Genomic DNA, 18,188 nt, shown 5'->3' on the forward strand with positions numbered 1-18,188 from the left:
AGGCATAGGGCAGGGACAGGATCGAGGCCCAGGCGAAACCGACGCCGACCATCGACAGCAGCAGCCAGTGCGGATCGCGGATCGCGAGGAACGAGATCAGCCCAACGCCGCCGAGCATGAGATTGACCAGATGCGAAATGCGCAGGCCGAGGCGGCGCGTCATCGGCGGAATGACGATGGCGGCGAGCGCGGCGAACGCGTTGTAGGCGGCGAACAGCACGCCGACCCAGTTGGCGCCATCGTTGTAGGCTGCACTCGAAGTATCCTTTGTTGCGAAGTATACTTCGGTCACCGCGCTGGTGGTGTAGATCCACATCGCGAACAGCGCGAACCAGGAGAAGAACTGCACGATGGCGAGCTGGCGCATCGTCGCCGGCATGCCATTGAGGTCGGTCACGATTTCGGTGAACAGGTTCTGCGCCGTGCTGAAACTGACCGCGAGCTGGATCAAACCGTACGCCAGCATGCCGCCGGCCAGCAGATAAAGCTGCTTGTCGATACCCGAGCGATACACCGCGATCAACGCGACGAGACCGAGCGCGGCCCAGACAAAGCCCATGCGGCGCGCGCGTGCGGACGGCAGAGGCGCGATCGGTGTCGGCGTTGCGTCATCGAACGCGGCAAGCTCGGTGGGCGGGTATTCGCGCGTGGTGAAAATGGTCCATGCGATCGCACCGAACAACACGACCGCGCCCGCGTAGAACGAATATTTCACCGTTGCGGGAATCGCACCGGGCGCGGCGGTGTTGGCGATGCCGAAATGCGCAAGCAGATAGGGCAGCAGGCTGGCGACGACCGAACCCACGCCGATAAAGAAACTCTGCATCGCATAGCCGCCCGCGCGCTGCGAGGTCGGCAACTGGTCGCCGACGAAGGCGCGGAACGGCTCCATCGAGATATTGATCGAGGCATCGAGAATCCACAGCAGGCCCGCGGCGATCCACAGCATGGGCGAGTTCGGCATCGCGATCAGGGCTAGCGTCGCGAGCAGCGCGCCGCACAGGAAATACGGGCGGCGCCGGCCGAGCACGTTCCAGGTGCGATCGGAGTAGTAGCCAACGATAGGCTGCACGATCAGGCCGGTCAGTGGCGCGGCGATCCATAGCGCCGGAATGTCGTCGACGCTAGCGCCGAGCGTCTGGAAGATGCGGCTGACGTTCGCGTTCTGCAGAGCGAAGCCGAACTGGATACCGAGAAATCCGAAACACATGTTCCAGATTTGCCAGAAATTGAGCCGGGGTTTTGCGGTCATTTGTCTTGCTCGTCAGATCGTCACTGCAGCGGCACAATCTGCAGGTCGCCAAAGTCCGCCGCATTGACCGGGCCGCTCTCGCCGCCCTGCTCGCCGGTATACAGTTTGTTGCGCGCAAGAAAGCTCATGTTGAAGCCCTGATCGAGCGCAAAAGTACACTTTTTCCCGGCCTGCGCGTCGAATGCAACCGCGCTGGAAATATCTTTGGCGATGCTGTGCGGCATGACGATCGGCGCGCGTTGTTGCGCCTGACCCGCACAGTCGATTGCGAGCATCTTCACCGCCGCCGTGACGCCGGTGTTGATCGGGCCGTGCCGGTTTTCGTAAGCGAGGCGCAATTGATAGCGGCCGTCGTGCTGTGCGGTCCAACTGCGCGGCCACGCGCCGCCGACCTCCTCGAACCGACCCAGGCGCACGATCGGACCCGGCAGCGATTCGAGCCCGGTCGCGGCGTCGACACGCGTGGTCCACAGGTTCTGCAGCGCCGCGTTGTCGGCGATGTCGACGCTCTTTGCGGGCTGATCGTTGCCGCGCTTCCAGGTCTGCACGAGCTTGCCGTCGACGTAAAAACGCACCGGCGCAAGACTCGCGTCCGCGATCTTCGGCGCGACGGGCGAGATGTTCGGCGTGTCCGGCGCGAACTCGGGTGCGTCGAGTCGCAGCGGGGCGGCGTCGACGTGCACGCCGCGCAACTGCACCTGCACGTTCTTGCCGTCGCGCTTGGTCTCGCCGGCGATAAGCAGATTGTCGTCTTCGGCGAGCGCTGCCGGTTTCACCAGCGTGATGCGCCGGCCGGGCAGGACCAGGCTGATGTCGCTGCGCTCGCCGAACAGCATCGGAACGAGTTCGGTCGGAATCTTCGGCTCGATCCGGTCGTCGTTCGTGAAACCGAACACGCCTTCAGTAACCGCTTGCAGCATGGCCGCGACCGACCATAGCTGGCGTGGCGAATTGACCACCGGGCCGCTCCACTTGCCGTCCTCGACGTGCACGGCGCCGCTCAAGAGTTCGTAGTTCTCGTAATTCGAGCCCGATAGCACGGCGCCTTGCAGGATCGAGCGCAGTTCGTGCGCAATGCGATTCGGAGCGTCGAGCTTGCGCGCGGCGCGCAACGCATAGGCGCTGACGAACGGCCAGATCGCGCGGTTGTGATAGATCGCCGCGTCCCTGTGCTCGGGCCAGATCACCGGGCTGCCTGCAGGCCAAGTCGGATAGTTCGCCAGCGCCTTGCGCGCGCGTTCGGGCGAGGGGATGTCGGCGAGTATCGCCAGCGCCGTGCCGAGCAGGTCGTAGGCCTCGATCGTCTGCGGATCGGAGGCTGAGCCGATATAGCTCATGTACAGGCCGCGGTCCTCGCGCCAGAAATGTTTGTCGAGCGCACTGCGCAGTGCGTCGGCTTCTTTTTGGTACTGCGCAGCAGCGTTGCCGTTGCGCGATTTGGCCATCTTTACTGCCAGAACCAGCGCCTCGTAATGCAGCACATTGGTCGACAGCGCGAACGATTCGGCGATGAAACGCACGTCGTTTTCGGTCCAGGTCGGATAAGTCTGCTCGCGCCAGTCGAGGAACGAGGTTTCGCCACGGTAGAGGCCGAATGCCGCGTCGAAGACGTACTGCCGGTCCTGCGCCAGGGTATCGTTCAACGCCTTGTATACTTTGTCGTCGAAGGCCTTGTCGTCGAGCAGGTGGCGCGCGCCGAGGAACCAGACGATGCGATCGCTCGAGATCGGCCAGCTGCCGCCCGAGCCGGTGTCCTGCACGACATAGAGGCCCTGCGGCGCGGACGGCTCGCGCACGCCGGAAAGCTTGAACTCCAGCGTGCGCCGCGAACGCGCAGGATCGAGCCAGGCGAGCGCCAGATCGATCGAATAGGCCGAATCGCGAGTCCACACGAAGGGCCATTTCACGCCGGTCACGTAGCAGTCGCAGGGAATCGGCTCGCCGTGGTTGTAAGCGCCGTCGACCAGTTGGCTGGTGCGCGCGTCGGCAGCCTCGGTCTGTGCGAGCGCGAACAGCGCGTCGAGCAGCGGGCTAGCGGTTTCGCTGCGCATCGCCTGGGCTGCGATCGTGCGCGTGTTGCCGTTGGCGTCCAGCCGGTATGCATTCGCCTCGACCGCCGCCGTGGCGTGGCGTCCCTGGAACGCGATTTGGGTTTGCCATTCGCCGCCGCCGGCGGCCGTCGTGCCGGCGGCACTCAGCGCCGCGAGCAGTATCGTCTTCGCCACATTCATCCGTCAGGCCTCGCGTCTATGCGGTGATCCGCGCATACAGCGCAGCATACGCGGGCAGGCTCAATCCGGCTTGCTGCAGATGCCCGGATACCGGCCCCGGACATTCGATGGGCTGCAGTTTCAGGTTGGCCGGGAGCGCAGCGGTGACGGGCTCGGCGCCCAGGTTCATCGCGACGAACAGGCTTTCGCCCTGATGCGAGCGGCTGAATATCAACAGCGGTTCGGCGGCGTCGAAAAAATGGATATCACCCAGACGCAGCGCGGCTTGCCGCGCACGCCAGCGCATGAAGCTGCGAAAACCGTTGAGTACCGAGGCGGGATCGGACTCCTGCGTCGCCGCGGCGCGCGCACGATGCTCGGCCGGGATCGGCAGCCAGGGACGTGCGCTGCTGAATCCGGCGCGTTCGGCGTCGGTCCACGGCATCGGCGTGCGGCAGCCGTCGCGACCCTTGAAGTTCGGCCAGAACGCGATGCCGTAAGGGTCGCGCAGCTCCTGATAGGGCACGTCGGCTTCGGTCAGGCCGAGCTCCTCGCCCTGATACAGACAAACCGAGCCGCGCAGCGAACACACCAGCGCGGTCAGCAGTTTGGCCAGGTCGCCCGACGGCTGGTTGCCACCCCAGCGGCTCATCACGCGCTCGACATCGTGATTGGAAATGGCCCAGCACGGCCAGCCAGCGCCGATTTTCGCTTCCAGCGCGGCCACGGTTTGCCGGATGTAGCCCGCGGAAAAATCGTCGGTCAGCAGTTCGAAGCTGTAACCCATATGCAGACGCTTGCCGCGCGTGTACTCGGCCATCGTCGCCAGCGAATCCTCGGAGGAAATCTCGCCGAGCATCGCCACGCCCGGATAACGGTCGGTGAGCTTGCGCAGATCCTCGAGGAAACCCAGATTTTCCGGTTGCGTGTTGTTGTAGTAGTGGTACTGAAACGCGTACGGATTGTCCGGACTGAAGCCGCGGCCGGTGCGCTGCTCGACCGGCTTGGGTGGATTGTCGCGCAGCTGCGCATCGTGAAAACAGAAATTGATCGCGTCCAGGCGCACCGCATCCACGCCCTTGTCCAGCCAGAAGCGCACATTGTCGAGTACCGCGCTGCGCACGGCGGGCTGGTGAAAATTCAGGTCGGGCTGCGCGGCCAGAAAATTGTGCAGGTAGTACTGACGCCGACGCGGTTCCCAGCGCCAGGCCACGCCGCCGAAGATCGACAGCCAGTTGTTGGGGGGCGTGCCGTCGGCGCGCGCGTCGGCCCATACATACCAGTCGGCTTTGCCGTTGGCCGCATCGCTGCTGCTTTCGCCAAACCACTCGTGCGCGATCGAGGTGTGGCTCAGGACCTGATCGATCATCACCTTCAGGCCGAGCGCATGCGCTTTTTCCAGCAGGCGGTCGAAATCGGCCATCGTGCCAAACAGCGGGTCGACTTCGCGGTAGTCGGCGATGTCGTAGCCGAAGTCCGCCATCGGCGACTTGAAAAACGGCGAGATCCAGATCGCATCGACGCCCAGGCTCGCGATGTAGTCGAGGCGTTCGACAATCCCGGGCAGGTCGCCGACACCGTCCCCGTTGGTGTCGAGAAAACTACGCGGATAGATCTGATAAATGACGGCGCCGCGCCACCAGTCTGCGACGATGTGGATTGAATCGGCCATTCAAACTACTCCCCGAGGCGTTTGGCGCGTGTTGGATGCACGCGGCTCTGTCGCCGTTTATTTCCTCCGGCCGCATCTTTTAGCGCGACGCGGACAGTTTGAGCAGCTTAGCGTCTGCGCCGCGCACGCATAGCCGCTTGCATACGTATTCGGCGCTTTCGTCGCGCGGTGACTTGGCGCCGACCGCGGTTTTTGCCGAATGCGGCCGGTCGCATTTTGCGCGGGTGCTCCTGCGCTGAGTCAAAATGTCGCGGCCGCGCGCGGGTGGGGCGGAATTTGCGCTGCGCGCGTCGCTTGCCCGTCTTCGACGCGCTCACTATCATTCATCAGGTTAAGCTGCTTGGCGCGCGTGATGGAGCAGTCACTGAAAGCGGTGTCAGGCGGGGCGGTAAGAATGATGATCCTGCCGCACCGTTCGCTGTCGCGCGCAGGTTTGTGGTTGTTTCTGGCCGCGCAAAGCGTTGCGGCTGGCGGTTTTGCAGGGTTGGCGGCATGGCGCGGCAATGTGTTTGCGCCGGCGTTCGCGGTGCTGGAATTGGCTGCGGTCGCGTATTGTCTGGTCCGCGTCTGGCGCGCGAGCGCGGGCGGAGAGTCGATTACGCTGACGGCGTCGACGCTGGAGATTGCGCGTATCGGCAACTCCGCGCCGCCGGCGAGGTTTCATCCATACTGGGCGCAGCTCGTGCTGCAACCGGGACGCTGTTACGGCTGGCCGAGCCGTCTGCTGCTACGCTCGCACGGGCGCAGCATCGAGATCGGCAGGTTTTTGAACGAGGCGGAGCGCCGCGACCTGGCGCAACGACTGGCGGCGTTGCTGGCGCAGGCGAAAGGCCTGGCGCCGGGCGAACACACTACAAGGCATGGTGAAGCGTAATGATGCGACTGCGTAGCAAGATGGGAATCGGTGCCGTGCTGGCGGCCGCGTGCAATCTGATACTTTGCACAGACGCGCTCGCCGCGACGAGTACGCCGCAGCCGTGGCAGCTCAATATGCCGCAGGGCGTCACGCAGAGTTCGCACGACGCGTATTTCCTGCACATGCTCGCGTTGTGGATCTGCGTCGCGATCGGCATCGTCGTGTTCGGCGCGATGTTCTACGCGATGTTCAAGTTCCGCAAATCCAAGGGTGCGGTGGCGGCGACCTTTACGCACAACACCACGGCCGAGATCATCTGGACCGTCGTGCCCATTCTGATCCTCGTCGCGATGGCTGCGCCCGCGACCACGGTGCTGATCAACGAGGCTTACACCGATCAATCGCAGATGACGATCAAGGTCACCGGTTATCAGTGGAAGTGGGGCTACGACTACGTGAACTGGGGCGACAAGGCCTATCACGTGCACTTCATTTCCAAGCTCGACGGCGATAGCGACCGTACGCGCCAGTTGAAGTCCGGTTTGGATCCGTTCGCGGTCAAGACCGATGGCGAGCAGACGTATCTGCTCAACGTCAATCATCCGCTCGTGTTGCCGACCAATACCAAGGTGCGCTTCGTCGTCACTGGCGACGACGTGATCCACGCCTGGTGGGTGCCGGCGCTGGGCTGGAAGGTGGACGCGATCCCCGGAATCATCAACGACACCTGGACCAATATCAGCGAGCCGGGCATCTATCGCGGCCAGTGCGCGGAGTTGTGCGGTCAGGATCACGGCTTCATGCCGATCGTGGTCAAGGCGGTGCCGCCGGAGGAATTCAAGCAGTGGCTGGATCAGCAGGAAGCGGCGCTCGCTGCGCCCGCGACTCCTGCAGCGACGCCCGCACCGGCACCCGCAACTCCCGCACCAACGTCCGCCGCTGCGTCGTCGAACGGTTAAATATTCCGAGGTCATATTATGGCTAACCACGCTGCCACGCACGACGATCATTACGCCCACGACGACCACGATCACAAGCCGACCGGCTTTCTCAATCGCTGGTTGTTCACCACCAATCACAAGGACATCGGTACGCTGTACCTGGTGTTCGCCTTCATCATGGTGTGCATCGGCGCGTCCTTTTCGGTGGTGATCCGCGCCGAGCTGATGCGCCCCGGCCTGCAATTCGTGCAGCCGTATTTCTTCAACCAGATGACGACGCTGCACGCGCTGGTGATGATTTTCGGCGCGATCATGCCGGCCTTCGTCGGCCTCGCCAACTGGATGATCCCGATGCAGGTCGGCGCGCCGGACATGGCCCTGCCGCGCATGAACAACTGGTCGTTCTGGATCCTGCCGTTCGCGTTCACATTGTTGCTGAGCACGTTGTTCATGCCCGGCGGCGCGCCGGCGGGCGGCTGGACGATGTATCCGCCGCTCGCGCTGCAGGGCGGCGCATCGGTTGCGTGTCTGGTGTTCTCGGTGCACATGATGGGCATCTCCTCGATCATGGGCGCGATCAACATCATCGCGACGATCCTCAACATGCGCGCGCCCGGCGTGGATCTGCTCAAGATGCCGCTGTTCGTGTGGAGCTGGCTGATCACCGCGTTCCTGCTGATCGCGGTGATGCCCGTGCTCGCCGGCGCGGTGACGATGCTGCTGACCGACAAGTACTTCGGCACGAGTTTCTTCAATGCGGCCGGCGGTGGCGATCCGGTGATGTTCCAGCACATCTTCTGGTTCTTCGGTCACCCCGAGGTCTACATCATGATCCTGCCAGCGTTCGGCATCGTGTCGGAGATCATTCCGACCTTCAGCCGCAAGCCGCTGTTCGGTTACCAGGCGATGGTGTATGCGATCGCGTCGATCGCGTTCCTGTCGTTCATCGTCTGGGCGCATCACATGTTCACGGTCGGCCTGCCGCTCGGCGGCGAGCTGTTCTTCATGTACTCGACGATGCTGATCGCGATACCGACCGGGGTGAAGGTATTCAACTGGGTATCGACGATGTGGAAAGGCTCGCTGACTTTCGAGACGCCGATGCTGTGGGCGATCGGGTTTGTCATCCTGTTCTCGATCGGCGGTTTCTCCGGCATCATGCTCGCGCTCGTGCCGGCGGACTTCCAGTACCAGGACACCTACTTCGTCGTCGCCCATTTCCACTACGTGCTGGTCACCGGCGCGATCTTCTCGATCATCGGCGCGATCTACTACTGGTGGCCGAAGTGGACCGGCAAGATGTACAACGAGAGCTGGGGCAAATTCCATTTCTGGTGGACGATGGTGTTCGTCAACCTGACCTTTTTCCCGCAGCATTTTCTCGGCCTTGCCGGCATGCCGCGGCGCATCCCTGATTACAACGTTGCGTTCGCCGACTGGAATTTCATCAGCTCGATCGGCGCATTCGGCATGTTTCTGACACCGCTCATGATGTTCCTGATTCTCTACAGCTCGAAGAAATCCGGCGCACCGGCTGCCGCGCGGGCATGGGAAGGCGCGCATGGCCTGGAATGGGAAGTGCCTTCGCCAGCGCCGTATCACACTTTCAGCGAGCCGCCGGTGATCGGGCCGGGGATGCTCGCGCATGGCGACGTGAGCCATTAATTTGTGCATTCGTCCTTGAACGCGAAGATCAAAAAGCGGCCATCCGTGGCCGCACTTTTCAACAGAGCTTCCCCGGAACGACGTTTTTTATGCAGAATCATTCCGTCCATTTTGATCCACTCGCGCGGCGTGCCGCCGCACGCCGCACGGCGTTGATCATGGCGTGCGTGGCGCTGACGATCTTCGTGCTGTTTTTCGTCGAGGCGTTGCGCCACTGATGGACACGAATTCCGTCGCCAGCAAGAAGAACCGGCGCGTGCTCAAGATCGCGCTGATCGTCTGCGTGGCTTCGTTCCTGTTCGGTTTTCGCGTGATGCCGCCGATCTACCGCATCGCCTGCGAACATATTCTGGGTATCGGTGCCTGGAACAAGGCCAGCGACAGCGCCAAGGTCGCGGGGTTTGCGCAAGACGACTCGCGCTGGGTCGAGGTGCAGTTCGTCGCCAGTGTGAACAGCGCGCTCAAGTGGCAGTTCGCGCCGGAAAAAGTCAGCGTCAAGGTGCATCCAGGCGTGCTCACCGAAGCCTGGTTCGACGCGCGCAATGATGCGCCGGACGCGATCGTCGGCAATGCGGTGCCGGGCATCGTGCCGCACGAAGCCTCGCTCTACTTCGACAAGACCGAGTGCTTCTGCTTCACCGAGCAGACGCTCAAGGCCGGCGAGTCGCGGCGCATGCCGGTCAAGTTCATCGTCGATCCGAAGCTGCCCATCGGCATCAGTGAGCTCACCTTGTCGTATACTTTCTACAACAACGAGTTGGCGACCAAGCGTCTCGCCGCGCAAGCCGCGAGCGGCACGCCTGCGTCGTAATCCAACATCATCTCTTAATCGGAATCCGTCATGTCAGACGCAACCACACCCACACCCGGCGCCTATTACGTACCACATGGCACGAAGTGGCCGATCGTCGGTTCATTCGGCCTGATCCTCACGCTCGGCGGCGCGGCGCTGTGGCTCAACGAGGTCCAGGTCGGCAAGTTCTCGATGTTTCTCGGTATCGCGACGATCGTGTTCATGATGTTCGGTTGGTTCCGCACGGTGATCGGCGAATCGATCGGCGGCATGTACAACAAACAGGTCGACACCTCGTTCCGCATGGGCATGATGTGGTTCATTTTCTCCGAGGTGATGTTCTTCGCCGCGTTCTTCGGCGCGCTGTTCTACGCACGCACCATGTCGGTGCCGTGGATTGGCGGTGAGGGCGACGGCGCGCTGACCAATTTCTTTCTGTGGAAGGGTTATGCGCCCGCGTGGCCGACCAATGGTCCCGAACATGTCGGCGGCATTTTCGAGACGATCCCGGCTTGGGGCGTGCCGCTGCTCAATACCCTGCTGCTGCTTTCGTCCGGCGTCACAGTCACGATCGCCCATCACGCCTTGCGCGCGGGCAATCGCAAGCAATTGTTGATCTGGCTTGCCGCCACCGTGCTGCTGGGGGCCGCCTTCCTGTGGTATCAGGCGCACGAGTACATGGAGGCGTACGAGCACCTGAATCTGACACTGGGCTCGGGCGTGTACGGCTCGACCTTCTTCATGCTGACCGGTTTCCACGGCCTGCATGTCACTCTCGGCGCGATCATGCTGACGGTGATCTGGTTGCGCTGCGCCAAGGGCCATTTCAGCAAGGATCATCACTTCGGCTTCGAAGCGGTCGCCTGGTACTGGCATTTCGTCGACGTGGTATGGCTCGGGTTGTTCCTGTTCGTCTACGTATTGTGAGAGCAGGGCCGGGGGCTGAAGAGCAGGAGCGACGGAGCCATCGGCTTTCAGCCTTCAGCCCTCGCTTCTCGACACCTACTGCCCGATATTGTGCGGCTTGATGATGCCGAGCCAGATGCCGAGGATCACGAGCAGGATCAGCAGCACCGACAAACCGATGCGCCGCGTGAGCGCCTTGACCGTACGGTCGGTTTCACTCTTGTCGGTCATCATGTAGTACAACCCCGCGCCGAGGTTGTAGACGATCAGGATCAGAAACCCAACGATGACGAGTTTGGTGAGCATGAGCATGGCGCAGCAGCGCGCGCGGAAGCTGAAGAAGTCGCAGTATAGCGCTGCTGCACGCCGTCCATGATCGCGCGACAGTGGCGGCGGCCTTCGCTGCTCGCGCTCGCCCTGACCGTGATCGGCATGCTGGTTTTCACGCGTCTCGGCATCTGGCAGCTCGACCGCGCGGACCAGGCGCAACAGATACTGGCCGCGTTCGCCGCGGCGCCGAATGCCGCGTACGAGGAGTTCTCGCGCGTGCAGGCCGCGCCGCCGGACGCGCGTTACCCACACGTGCGCGTGCACGGACATTTTGTCGCAGCGCGCGGATATCTGCGCGACGAGCAGGTGCGCGGTGGCAAACTGGGCGTCGAGGCGTTTGCGGTATTTGCCGTTGACGGCGAAAGCGCGCTGCTGCTGGTGGATCGCGGCTGGGTCGCGTGGTCGCACGGGCGCGCAACGCAACCGGCCCTGCCGCCGCTGGCCGAGGGCGAGGCCGAATTGAGTGGCGTGTATGCGCCGTTTCCGGGCAATGGCATCCGTGTCGGCGGCGATGTACTTGCCACGCAGAGTGCGTGGCCGAAGTTGACGCTGGCGATCGATGCGCGCGAAATCACCGCCGATCTCCGGCAGGCGCTGTTACCACGCGTGCTCCTGCTTGATGCCGACGCGCAGTCGGGCTTCGTGCGCGAGTGGACGCCCGCGCTGATGAGCGCGGAACGGCATCAGGCGTACGCGTTCCAGTGGTTCGCGTTTGCCATCGCCGCGCTGGTGATTTTCGTTTTGCTGCATTTTCGCAAAGTACGAAAGTAACCTTATATACAATTCCATGAATACGCCGAACGCAGATACCACCGATACACATGTGCGCACGCGCAACCGCTGGGTGCTGCTCGGCGTGGCCGCGCTGTTCGCCGCGCCGATCCTGATCGCCCTTGCCCTGAATCTGTCGGGCTGGCGGCCCGCCGGCACGCGCGCCTATGGCAGGCTGATCGATCCGCCGCGCGATGTCAGCGCCACGCCGGTCGCACTGGCCGACGGCGGCAAACTCGCCTGGCGCAACGCGCAATGGCAATGGACCCTGCTTGCGCTGCCGGGCGCGAACTGCGCGACGCAATGCCAGGCCGCGCTCGGCAATGTGCTGCGCATGCGCGCCACGCTCGGCCGCAAAGCCGAACGCCTGCGTGTGATCTATCTCGGCTCAGCGCTGCCGGCCGATATGCTGGCTGCGCTCGCGCCACTGCAATCGGGCAGCGACGAGACAGGTACGTTTGCCCAATGGCGAGCCACGGGCGACGATGCATTGGCCTTGGTCCTCGTCGATCCCAGCGGCTACCTGATGCTGAATTATGCGCAAGGCTTCGACGTCGCCGGCATCCGCCGGGATCTGCCGAAAGTGATCAATTGACTACAGGATGTAGTCATCCCGTGCAGCACAGGGGTGTGCGATGACACGGGATCCAGCTCCTGACCGCGGATGTAGTCATCCCGTGCAGCACAAGGATGTGCGATGACACGGGATCCAGCTCCATCATGTAGTCATCCCGTGCAGCACAGGGATGTGCGATGACACGGGATCCAGTTCCTCAAGCTCACCCAATGCCCACGCAAAATAATCTACGCAACCTCACCCGCCTCGCCTGGGTCACCGCGGCCTTCGCCCTCGTCGTGATCGTCTTCGGCGCTTTCGTGCGCCTGTCCAACGCGGGCCTGTCGTGTCCCGACTGGCCGACCTGTTACGGCGAGATCACCTGGCCCACGCATGCGCATGAGATCGCGGCCGCGAACGCCGCGTTTCCGCAGCGGCCGGTCGAGGCGGACAAGGCCTGGCGCGAGCAGGTGCACCGGATCCTGGTCGGCGGGCTGGGACTGCTGACATTCGCGCTAGCCGCCTTGGCGCTATGGCGTCGTCGCGATCTGGGATCGTTGCTGTGGGTCCCGCTCGCCGCCGCCGTGCTGATTTTTTTCCAGGCCGCGCTCGGTGCGTGGACGGTCAGCATGAAATTGCTGCCGGCGGTCGTCACCGCACACCTGCTTGGCGGCATCGCCATGTTCGCCCTGCTGGCCTACACAGCCTTGCGCCTGAGCGTGCCTGTGCTGGCGACCAGCGCGCAATTTACCCAGGCAAACAAGAGCAAATTGTGGCGCATGACGATCGTGGGCATCGGACTTGTCGTGGTGCAGATTGCGCTCGGCGGCTGGACCTCGTCGAATTATTCCGCGCTCGCCTGCGGTCCCGACTTTCCGACCTGCCAGGGTCTGTGGTGGCCGACGATGGACTTCCACCAGGCCTTCGTGCTCTGGCGCGGCGTCGGCGTGAACTACGAGGGCGGTGTGCTCGACGGCGCCGCACGCACGGCGATCCAGGTCGTGCATCGCATTGGCGCCTTGCTCGTGTTCGGCCACGTTTCCGCCGTGGTCGTGCGCGCCGCGCGCCGGCGCGAAACGCGCGCATTCGCGCTCGCGATCGGCGCCCTGCTATTGCTGCAGATCGCGCTCGGCATCGGCAACGTGCTGCTCGCCCTGCCGCTGCCGGTCGCGACCGCGCATAACGGCGTCGCCGCGCTGCTGTTGTTTGCGTTGCTGGCGTTGCTGGTCAGGACGGGTAGACGGATGGGAAGACGGGAAGACGGATAGACGAGCAAACGGGTAGACGGAAGGCGAGGCACTCATTGCTCCGTCTCTCCGTTTACTCGTCTCCCCCGTCTCTCCGTCTCTTCGTCCCATCTTGCTAAACTCCGCGCATGCCCGCGATCGCCCGCCAGTACCTCGAATTGACCAAGCCGCGCGTGGTAATGTTGATCGTGTTCACCGCGATCATCGGCATGTTTCTCGCCGTGCCGGGATGGCCGCCGCTACGCGCTTCGGTCGCCGGATTTATCGGCATCTGGCTCGCCGCCGCGTCGGCCGCGGCGATCAATCATCTGATCGATCAGCGCATCGACAAACTGATGGCGCGCACGGCCAATCGTCCGCTCGCAACCGGTGCATTGACGCCGGCGAAGGTGCTCGCATTCGCGGTCGCTCTCGGCGCGTTGTCGATGACGATCCTGATCGCGTTCGTCAACCTGCTGACCGCCGCGCTGACATTCGCCTCGCTGATCGGCTATGCGATCGTGTATACCGCCTGGCTCAAACGCGCGACGCCGCAGAACATCGTGATCGGCGGGGCGGCCGGCGCAGCGCCGCCGCTGCTCGGCTGGGCCGCGGTCACCGGCCACGTGCATCCGTACGCGCTGCTCTTGTGCCTGATCATCTTCGTCTGGACGCCGCCGCATTTCTGGGCGTTGGCGATCTTCCGTCGCGACGATTACTCGCGCGCGCAGGTGCCGATGCTGCCGGTCACTCACGGCGTGGTCTATACGCGCTGGCACGTGTTGTATTACACGATCCTGCTCATCGTCGTCACCGTTCTGCCGTATCTCACCGGCATGAGCGGCGTGTTCTATCTGGGTGGCGCGCTCGTGCTTGGCGCGGGATTTCTCTACTACGCGATCGTGCTGCTCAAGCCGCCCAGCGAGATGTTCGCGATGAAGGTGTTCAATTATTCCATCATCTACTTGATGGCGCTGTTCGCGTTTCTGCTCGTCGATCACTATGTCGATGCGCCGAGCCTGCACCGGCCAGCAATAACGCTGGAACGCGTCGCCTGAGGCGCGCCCCGATTTCCATGCGAGGTCGATCGTTTGATGCTGGACATTCGCGCGCCGCGTGCCCACATTAGGCAACTTGAATCCACCGGAGCCGCCCATGACGAGCATCTATGATTTCAACGCCAAGACCATCGACGGCGACGAACAGAGGTTCGACGCCTACAAGGGCAAGACGATCCTGGTCGTCAACGTGGCGAGCAAATGCGGTTTTACCCCGCAGTACACAGGCCTTGAAGCGCTGTACGAGAAATTCAAGGACCAAGGCTTGGTCGTGCTCGGCTTCCCCTGCGACCAGTTCGGTCATCAGGAGCCGGGCGACGAGGCGGAGATCAAGAATTTCTGCTCGCTCAACTACGACGTGAAGTTTCCGCTGTTTGCCAAGGTGGAAGTCAACGGCGCGAACACGCACCCGCTGTACAAATACCTGAAGCACGAAGCCAAGGGCATGCTCGGCAGCGAATCGGTCAAGTGGAATTTCACCAAGTTCCTGATCGACAAGGATGGCAAGGTGATCAAGCGCTACGCGCCGACGGATACGCCGCAGAGTATCGAAAAGGAGCTCGACGCGGTGCTTTGAATGCAGACGAATCCGCGCCGCGCACTCTCACGCCAGGATCTGAAGACGCTCGCGCTTGCCGCGCTCGGCGGCGCGCTCGAATTCTACGATTTCATCATCTTCGTCTTCTTCACGACGGTGATCGGCGCGCTGTTTTTTCCACCCGACACGCCCGACTGGCTGCGCCAGCTACAAACTTTCGGCCTGTTCGCTGCGGGCTATCTCGCGCGTCCGCTCGGCGGCATCGTCATGGCGCATTTCGGCGACCGCTCCGGGCGCAAGCGCATGTTCATGCTCAGCGTGCTGCTGATGGCGATTCCGACCTTGCTGATCGGCCTGCTGCCGACGTATGCGAATATCGGTTATGCCGCGCCGCTGGCCCTACTGCTGCTGCGCATCCTGCAGGGCGCCGCGGTCGGCGGCGAGGTGCCCGGTGCGTGGACCTTCGTCGCCGAGCATGTACCCGAACGCCGCGTCGGCTTCGCTTGCGGCACGCTGACCGCGGGCCTGACCATAGGTATTCTGCTGGGTTCGCTGATCGCGACCGCGGTCAACAAGAGTTACAGCCCCGCCGAAGTGCTCGCGTTCGGCTGGCGCATTCCGTTTCTCGTTGGTGGCGTGTTCGGCTTTTTGGCGGTGTTTCTGCGTCGTCTGCTCGCCGAAACGCCGGTGTTCGAGGAAATGCGCAAGCGCGGCGCACTCGTGCGCGGCTTGCCGCTCAAGGCGGTGCTCGCCGGGCACGGTCGCGCCGTCGTCGTGTCGATGTTGCTGACCTGGGTGCTTACGGCAGCGATCGTCGTGGTGATTCTGATGACGCCTACGCTGATCCAGAAATTGTTCGCAATCACGCCGGCCGACGCGCTGTCGGCGAACAGTCTGGCGACCTTGTCGCTGGCGATCGGTTGCGTCGTATTCGGCTTGCTCGCTGACCGCATCGGCGCCGCGCGCACCCTCGTGATCGGCTGTGCGATGCTGTTTTTTGCGGTCTACGGCTTGTATTTCGGACTCGGCTCCAGACCCGGGCATCTCGATGGCCTGTACGCGATAGCCGGCTTTTGCGTGGGCGTCGTCGGCGTGATTCCGACCTTGCTCGTGCGCGCGTTTCCGCCGGCGATCCGCTTCTCCGGCATCTCGTTCGCATACAACGTGGCTTATGCCATTTTTGGTGGATTGACGCCGCTGGTCGTCAGCCTGCTGCTCAAGTCCAATCCACTCGCGCCAGCGCACTACGTGGCGGCACTGTGCGTGGTCGGCATCGTCGTGGGCGTGCTTAGCGGCGCGCGCGAGATGCCCGCACCAAGGTCTGCATGAGAGATTCGCTCACGGCCGCAAGAATCTCCGGCTGCCGAGCGGCTAAGCCGCCTGCAACAGAAATTCGACTTTGACCGCCTCGTAGGGAAACACGATGCCGCCGCCCTGCACACGATCGAGCACGCCGGCATTGATCAGCGCCGTGACATCGCCGTGCACCGCTTTCACATCGCGACCCACCCGCCGCGCGGCCTCGCGAATCGACATCGGTCCGGCGCCGCACAGCGCCTTGAGCAGTTCCCAGCGCTTCGCTGTGAGCACCTGCCACAACAGTTCGGGCGTCGCGAAACCGATGCGCGCGGACTTCTCGGGCTTGCCCGATTTCCACGCCTGGACAAAGCCCGCCATCGACTCGTCCGCTGAGCGGACTTCAAGCACTACGGTTTTCATCATTCCACCTCGCAATGTCGGCTTGGAAATCGGCGATCAGTCGCTCAGGTGTGCGGAATCGATAGGCGGTCTCGATGCCGCCGACGTGGCGATGATCGCCCTTGCCCGGCTCGTTGTCGTAGCGCGGGACGCAAACGCCATCCACGATGTAGGCCAACCGGTATTTGTACTCGTGCGCCGATCCGGAAACCGCTTTGGCGACGCGCCAAAGAACCAGCTCGGCGAAAGCGCGATCGGAATAGGCGATTCGGGTGCGCACCAGTTCGATGGCCTTCATGTTGGAGAGGATACCAACACAGGTTTTTGTTGTCAATTACTCCAACATCAAATTCATCAATTCCTTCTGCACCGATTTGCTTCATAATTTCAAGAATGAACGACGACATCCGCGACGCAATCCTGATCGGCGGCGGCCATAATGGGCTGGTCTGCGCGGCTTATCTGGCCAGGGCCGGATTGAAAGTCACTGTGCTCGAACGCCGCGATGTGGTCGGTGGCGCGGCGGTGACCGAGGAATTCCATCCGGGTTTCCGCAACTCGGTGGCCGCCTACACCGTGTCGCTGCTGCAGCCGAAAGTGATTGCCGATCTGAATCTGGCCGCGCACGGCCTGAAGATCGTGCAGCGCAAGCTCAACAACTTTCTGCCGCGGCCCGATGGCACCTATCTGAAAACCGGCGCGGGCCAGACGCAGGCCGAAGTCGCGAAGTTCTCGCAGCGCGACGCGCAGCGCCTGCCAGAATACGAACGCCGTCTCGATGTGATCGCCGATGTGCTGCGCGTGCTCGCGCTGGAACCGCCGCCGAACGTGACCGACAGCGGCTGGTGGAAAGGGCTGGCGGAACTGCTGCGCGCGGGCAAGCTCGGCAAGCGTCTGCATGGGCTCGACGCCAACTCGCGCACCGAACTGCTCGATCTGTTCGCGATTTCCGCCGGCGAATACCTCGATCGTTTTTTCGAGAGCGAGCCGATCAAGGCTGTGCTCGGTTTCGACGGCATCGTCGGCAATTACGCCAGTCCCTATACTCCGGGCAGCGCCTATGTGCTGCTGCATCACGTGTTCGGCGAGGTCAACGGCGTCAAGGGCGCGTGGGGCCATGCGATTGGCGGCATGGGTGCGATCACCCAGGCGATGGCCAAATCCGCCGCCGCGTCCGGCGTCGAGATACGTACGGGTGCCGGCGTGCGCGAAGTGATCGTCGAGAAGGGTCGCGCGGTCGGTGTAATCACCGAAAAAGGCGAAACGCTGCGCGCGCGCGCGGTGGTCGCCAACGTCAATCCGAAACTGCTCTACGAGCGTTTGCTCGACCCGGGTGTTGTCCCCGCGCCGACGCGCGAGCGTATGGCGAACTGGCGCTGCGGCTCGGGCACGTTCCGCATGAATGTCGCCTTATCCACTTTGCCGCGTTTTACCGTACTGCCCGAGCCGGGCGACCATCACACGGCCGGCATCATCATGGCGCCGAGTCTCGACTACATGGATCGCGCCTATCTCGACGCGCGTGCGCAGGGCTGGTCGAAGGAACCGATCGTCGAGATGCTGATTCCGTCGACACTCGATGATTCGCTCGCACCCAAGGGCCAGCATGTCGCGAGCCTGTTCTGCCAGCATGTCGCGCCGACCTTGTCCGATGGGCGCTCGTGGGACGATCATCGCGACGAAGTGGCCGATCTGATGATCGCGACCGTCGACCGC

19 protein-coding genes are annotated in these 18,188 nt (G+C 63.1%); 13 read left to right on the plus strand and 6 right to left on the minus strand.

What is annotated here, in order from left to right; all coding sequences use genetic code 11:
- The 3 genes from VIE67_RS09375 to VIE67_RS09385 form a co-directional block, all read right to left on the minus strand.
- Window positions 1–1,252: MFS transporter (locus VIE67_RS09375; protein WP_332025527.1), on the minus strand; the 1,252-nt coding region annotated here is incomplete at its 3' end.
- Between the two features lie 20 nt (window positions 1,253–1,272).
- Window positions 1,273–3,477 (minus strand): glucosidase family protein, encoded by a 2,205-nt coding sequence (locus VIE67_RS09380; RefSeq protein ID WP_414707334.1) that lies wholly within the window; start codon window positions 3,475–3,477, stop codon window positions 1,273–1,275.
- 22 nt (window positions 3,478–3,499) lie between these two features.
- Window positions 3,500–5,134 carry an alpha-glucosidase gene (locus VIE67_RS09385; protein WP_332025531.1) on the minus strand — a complete coding sequence of 545 codons (1,635 nt, stop codon included), beginning with the start codon at window positions 5,132–5,134 and terminating at the stop codon, window positions 3,500–3,502.
- Between the two features lie 394 nt (window positions 5,135–5,528).
- Between VIE67_RS09385 and VIE67_RS09390 the strand changes: the two genes are divergently transcribed.
- The 6 genes from VIE67_RS09390 (at window position 5,529) to VIE67_RS09415 (ending at window position 10,316) form a co-directional block, all read left to right on the plus strand.
- On the plus strand, window positions 5,529–6,008 hold the full coding sequence (locus VIE67_RS09390; protein WP_332025533.1) for a DUF2244 domain-containing protein: 480 nt from the start codon (window positions 5,529–5,531) through the stop codon (window positions 6,006–6,008).
- Between the two features lie 2 nt (window positions 6,009–6,010).
- Window positions 6,011–6,949, plus strand: a complete 939-nt coding sequence (gene coxB, locus VIE67_RS09395) for a cytochrome c oxidase subunit II (RefSeq protein WP_524539304.1) — start codon at window positions 6,011–6,013, stop codon at window positions 6,947–6,949.
- Window positions 6,950–6,967: 18 nt separating this feature from the next.
- Entirely contained in the window at window positions 6,968–8,596 is a 1,629-nt protein-coding gene (ctaD, locus tag VIE67_RS09400; protein ID WP_332025537.1) for a cytochrome c oxidase subunit I, read from the plus strand.
- 89 nt (window positions 8,597–8,685) lie between these two features.
- On the plus strand, window positions 8,686–8,814 hold the full coding sequence (locus VIE67_RS09405; RefSeq protein WP_332025539.1) for a hypothetical protein: 129 nt from the start codon (window positions 8,686–8,688) through the stop codon (window positions 8,812–8,814).
- Window positions 8,814–9,407 (plus strand): cytochrome c oxidase assembly protein, encoded by a 594-nt coding sequence (locus tag VIE67_RS09410; protein WP_332025541.1) that lies wholly within the window; start codon window positions 8,814–8,816, stop codon window positions 9,405–9,407. The genes VIE67_RS09405 and VIE67_RS09410 overlap by 1 nt, the downstream gene beginning before the upstream one ends.
- A gap of 30 nt (window positions 9,408–9,437) precedes the next feature.
- Complete coding sequence (locus VIE67_RS09415) at window positions 9,438–10,316, plus strand: cytochrome c oxidase subunit 3 (protein WP_332025543.1); 879 nt, start codon at window positions 9,438–9,440, stop codon at window positions 10,314–10,316.
- A 75-nt stretch (window positions 10,317–10,391) separates the two neighbouring features.
- On the opposite strand, the gene VIE67_RS09420 is transcribed toward VIE67_RS09415, so the two are convergent.
- A complete protein-coding gene (locus VIE67_RS09420; protein ID WP_332025546.1) occupies window positions 10,392–10,601 on the minus strand; it encodes a twin transmembrane helix small protein in 210 nt (69 codons plus the stop codon).
- A gap of 66 nt (window positions 10,602–10,667) precedes the next feature.
- Here VIE67_RS09420 and VIE67_RS09425 point away from each other — a divergent pair, with 66 nt between their 5' ends.
- The 6 genes from VIE67_RS09425 (at window position 10,668) to VIE67_RS09450 (ending at window position 16,103) form a co-directional block, all read left to right on the plus strand.
- Window positions 10,668–11,396 (plus strand): SURF1 family protein, encoded by a 729-nt coding sequence (locus tag VIE67_RS09425; protein ID WP_332025548.1) that lies wholly within the window; start codon window positions 10,668–10,670, stop codon window positions 11,394–11,396.
- 16 nt (window positions 11,397–11,412) lie between these two features.
- Window positions 11,413–11,991: a redox-active disulfide-containing membrane protein gene (locus tag VIE67_RS09430; protein ID WP_332025550.1), complete on the plus strand. Its 579-nt coding sequence runs from the start codon at window positions 11,413–11,415 to the stop codon at window positions 11,989–11,991.
- 191 nt (window positions 11,992–12,182) lie between these two features.
- Window positions 12,183–13,220: a COX15/CtaA family protein gene (locus VIE67_RS09435; RefSeq protein WP_332025552.1), complete on the plus strand. Its 1,038-nt coding sequence runs from the start codon at window positions 12,183–12,185 to the stop codon at window positions 13,218–13,220.
- Between the two features lie 107 nt (window positions 13,221–13,327).
- Window positions 13,328–14,236 carry a heme o synthase gene (cyoE, locus tag VIE67_RS09440; protein WP_332025554.1) on the plus strand — a complete coding sequence of 303 codons (909 nt, stop codon included), beginning with the start codon at window positions 13,328–13,330 and terminating at the stop codon, window positions 14,234–14,236.
- A 97-nt stretch (window positions 14,237–14,333) separates the two neighbouring features.
- Window positions 14,334–14,813: a glutathione peroxidase gene (locus VIE67_RS09445; protein WP_332025555.1), complete on the plus strand. Its 480-nt coding sequence runs from the start codon at window positions 14,334–14,336 to the stop codon at window positions 14,811–14,813.
- Window positions 14,814–16,103: an MFS transporter gene (locus tag VIE67_RS09450; protein ID WP_332025557.1), complete on the plus strand. Its 1,290-nt coding sequence runs from the start codon at window positions 14,814–14,816 to the stop codon at window positions 16,101–16,103.
- A 42-nt stretch (window positions 16,104–16,145) separates the two neighbouring features.
- Here the strand turns inward: VIE67_RS09450 and VIE67_RS09455 are convergent, their stop codons facing one another.
- Window positions 16,146–16,493: an HVO_A0114 family putative DNA-binding protein gene (locus VIE67_RS09455; RefSeq protein ID WP_332025559.1), complete on the minus strand. Its 348-nt coding sequence runs from the start codon at window positions 16,491–16,493 to the stop codon at window positions 16,146–16,148.
- The gene (locus VIE67_RS09460; RefSeq protein WP_332025561.1) at window positions 16,474–16,770 is read right to left on the minus strand and encodes a toxin-antitoxin system TumE family protein; all 297 of its coding nucleotides are present in this window, start codon (window positions 16,768–16,770) and stop codon (window positions 16,474–16,476) included. Before VIE67_RS09460 ends, VIE67_RS09455 begins: the two co-directional genes overlap by 20 nt.
- 95 nt (window positions 16,771–16,865) lie before the next feature.
- Between VIE67_RS09460 and VIE67_RS09465 the strand changes: the two genes are divergently transcribed.
- A partial coding sequence (locus tag VIE67_RS09465; RefSeq protein WP_332025563.1) for a phytoene desaturase family protein occupies window positions 16,866–18,188 on the plus strand: 1,323 nt, incomplete at its 3' end.

The sequence above is a fragment of the Rudaea sp. genome (assembly GCF_036560865.1).
Classification (GTDB): domain Bacteria; phylum Pseudomonadota; class Gammaproteobacteria; order Xanthomonadales; family Rhodanobacteraceae; genus Rudaea.

Excerpts from the sequence above, each read along its gene's own strand:
- VIE67_RS09385 (WP_332025531.1), bottom strand. The coding sequence starts at position 5,134 with ATGGCCGATTCAATCCACATCGTCGCAGACTGGTGGCGCGGCGCCGTC.
- VIE67_RS09390 (WP_332025533.1), top strand. The coding sequence starts at position 5,529 with ATGATGATCCTGCCGCACCGTTCGCTGTCGCGCGCAGGTTTGTGGTTG.
- coxB (WP_524539304.1), top strand. The coding sequence starts at position 6,011 with ATGCGACTGCGTAGCAAGATGGGAATCGGTGCCGTGCTGGCGGCCGCG.
- ctaD (WP_332025537.1), top strand. The coding sequence starts at position 6,968 with ATGGCTAACCACGCTGCCACGCACGACGATCATTACGCCCACGACGAC.
- VIE67_RS09405 (WP_332025539.1), top strand. The coding sequence starts at position 8,686 with ATGCAGAATCATTCCGTCCATTTTGATCCACTCGCGCGGCGTGCCGCC.
- VIE67_RS09410 (WP_332025541.1), top strand. The coding sequence starts at position 8,814 with ATGGACACGAATTCCGTCGCCAGCAAGAAGAACCGGCGCGTGCTCAAG.
- VIE67_RS09415 (WP_332025543.1), top strand. The coding sequence starts at position 9,438 with ATGTCAGACGCAACCACACCCACACCCGGCGCCTATTACGTACCACAT.
- VIE67_RS09420 (WP_332025546.1), bottom strand. The coding sequence starts at position 10,601 with ATGCTCACCAAACTCGTCATCGTTGGGTTTCTGATCCTGATCGTCTAC.
- VIE67_RS09425 (WP_332025548.1), top strand. The coding sequence starts at position 10,668 with ATGATCGCGCGACAGTGGCGGCGGCCTTCGCTGCTCGCGCTCGCCCTG.
- VIE67_RS09430 (WP_332025550.1), top strand. The coding sequence starts at position 11,413 with ATGAATACGCCGAACGCAGATACCACCGATACACATGTGCGCACGCGC.
- VIE67_RS09435 (WP_332025552.1), top strand. The coding sequence starts at position 12,183 with ATGCCCACGCAAAATAATCTACGCAACCTCACCCGCCTCGCCTGGGTC.
- cyoE (WP_332025554.1), top strand. The coding sequence starts at position 13,328 with ATGCCCGCGATCGCCCGCCAGTACCTCGAATTGACCAAGCCGCGCGTG.
- VIE67_RS09445 (WP_332025555.1), top strand. The coding sequence starts at position 14,334 with ATGACGAGCATCTATGATTTCAACGCCAAGACCATCGACGGCGACGAA.
- VIE67_RS09450 (WP_332025557.1), top strand. The coding sequence starts at position 14,814 with ATGCAGACGAATCCGCGCCGCGCACTCTCACGCCAGGATCTGAAGACG.
- VIE67_RS09455 (WP_332025559.1), bottom strand. The coding sequence starts at position 16,493 with ATGAAAACCGTAGTGCTTGAAGTCCGCTCAGCGGACGAGTCGATGGCG.
- VIE67_RS09460 (WP_332025561.1), bottom strand. The coding sequence starts at position 16,770 with ATGAAGGCCATCGAACTGGTGCGCACCCGAATCGCCTATTCCGATCGC.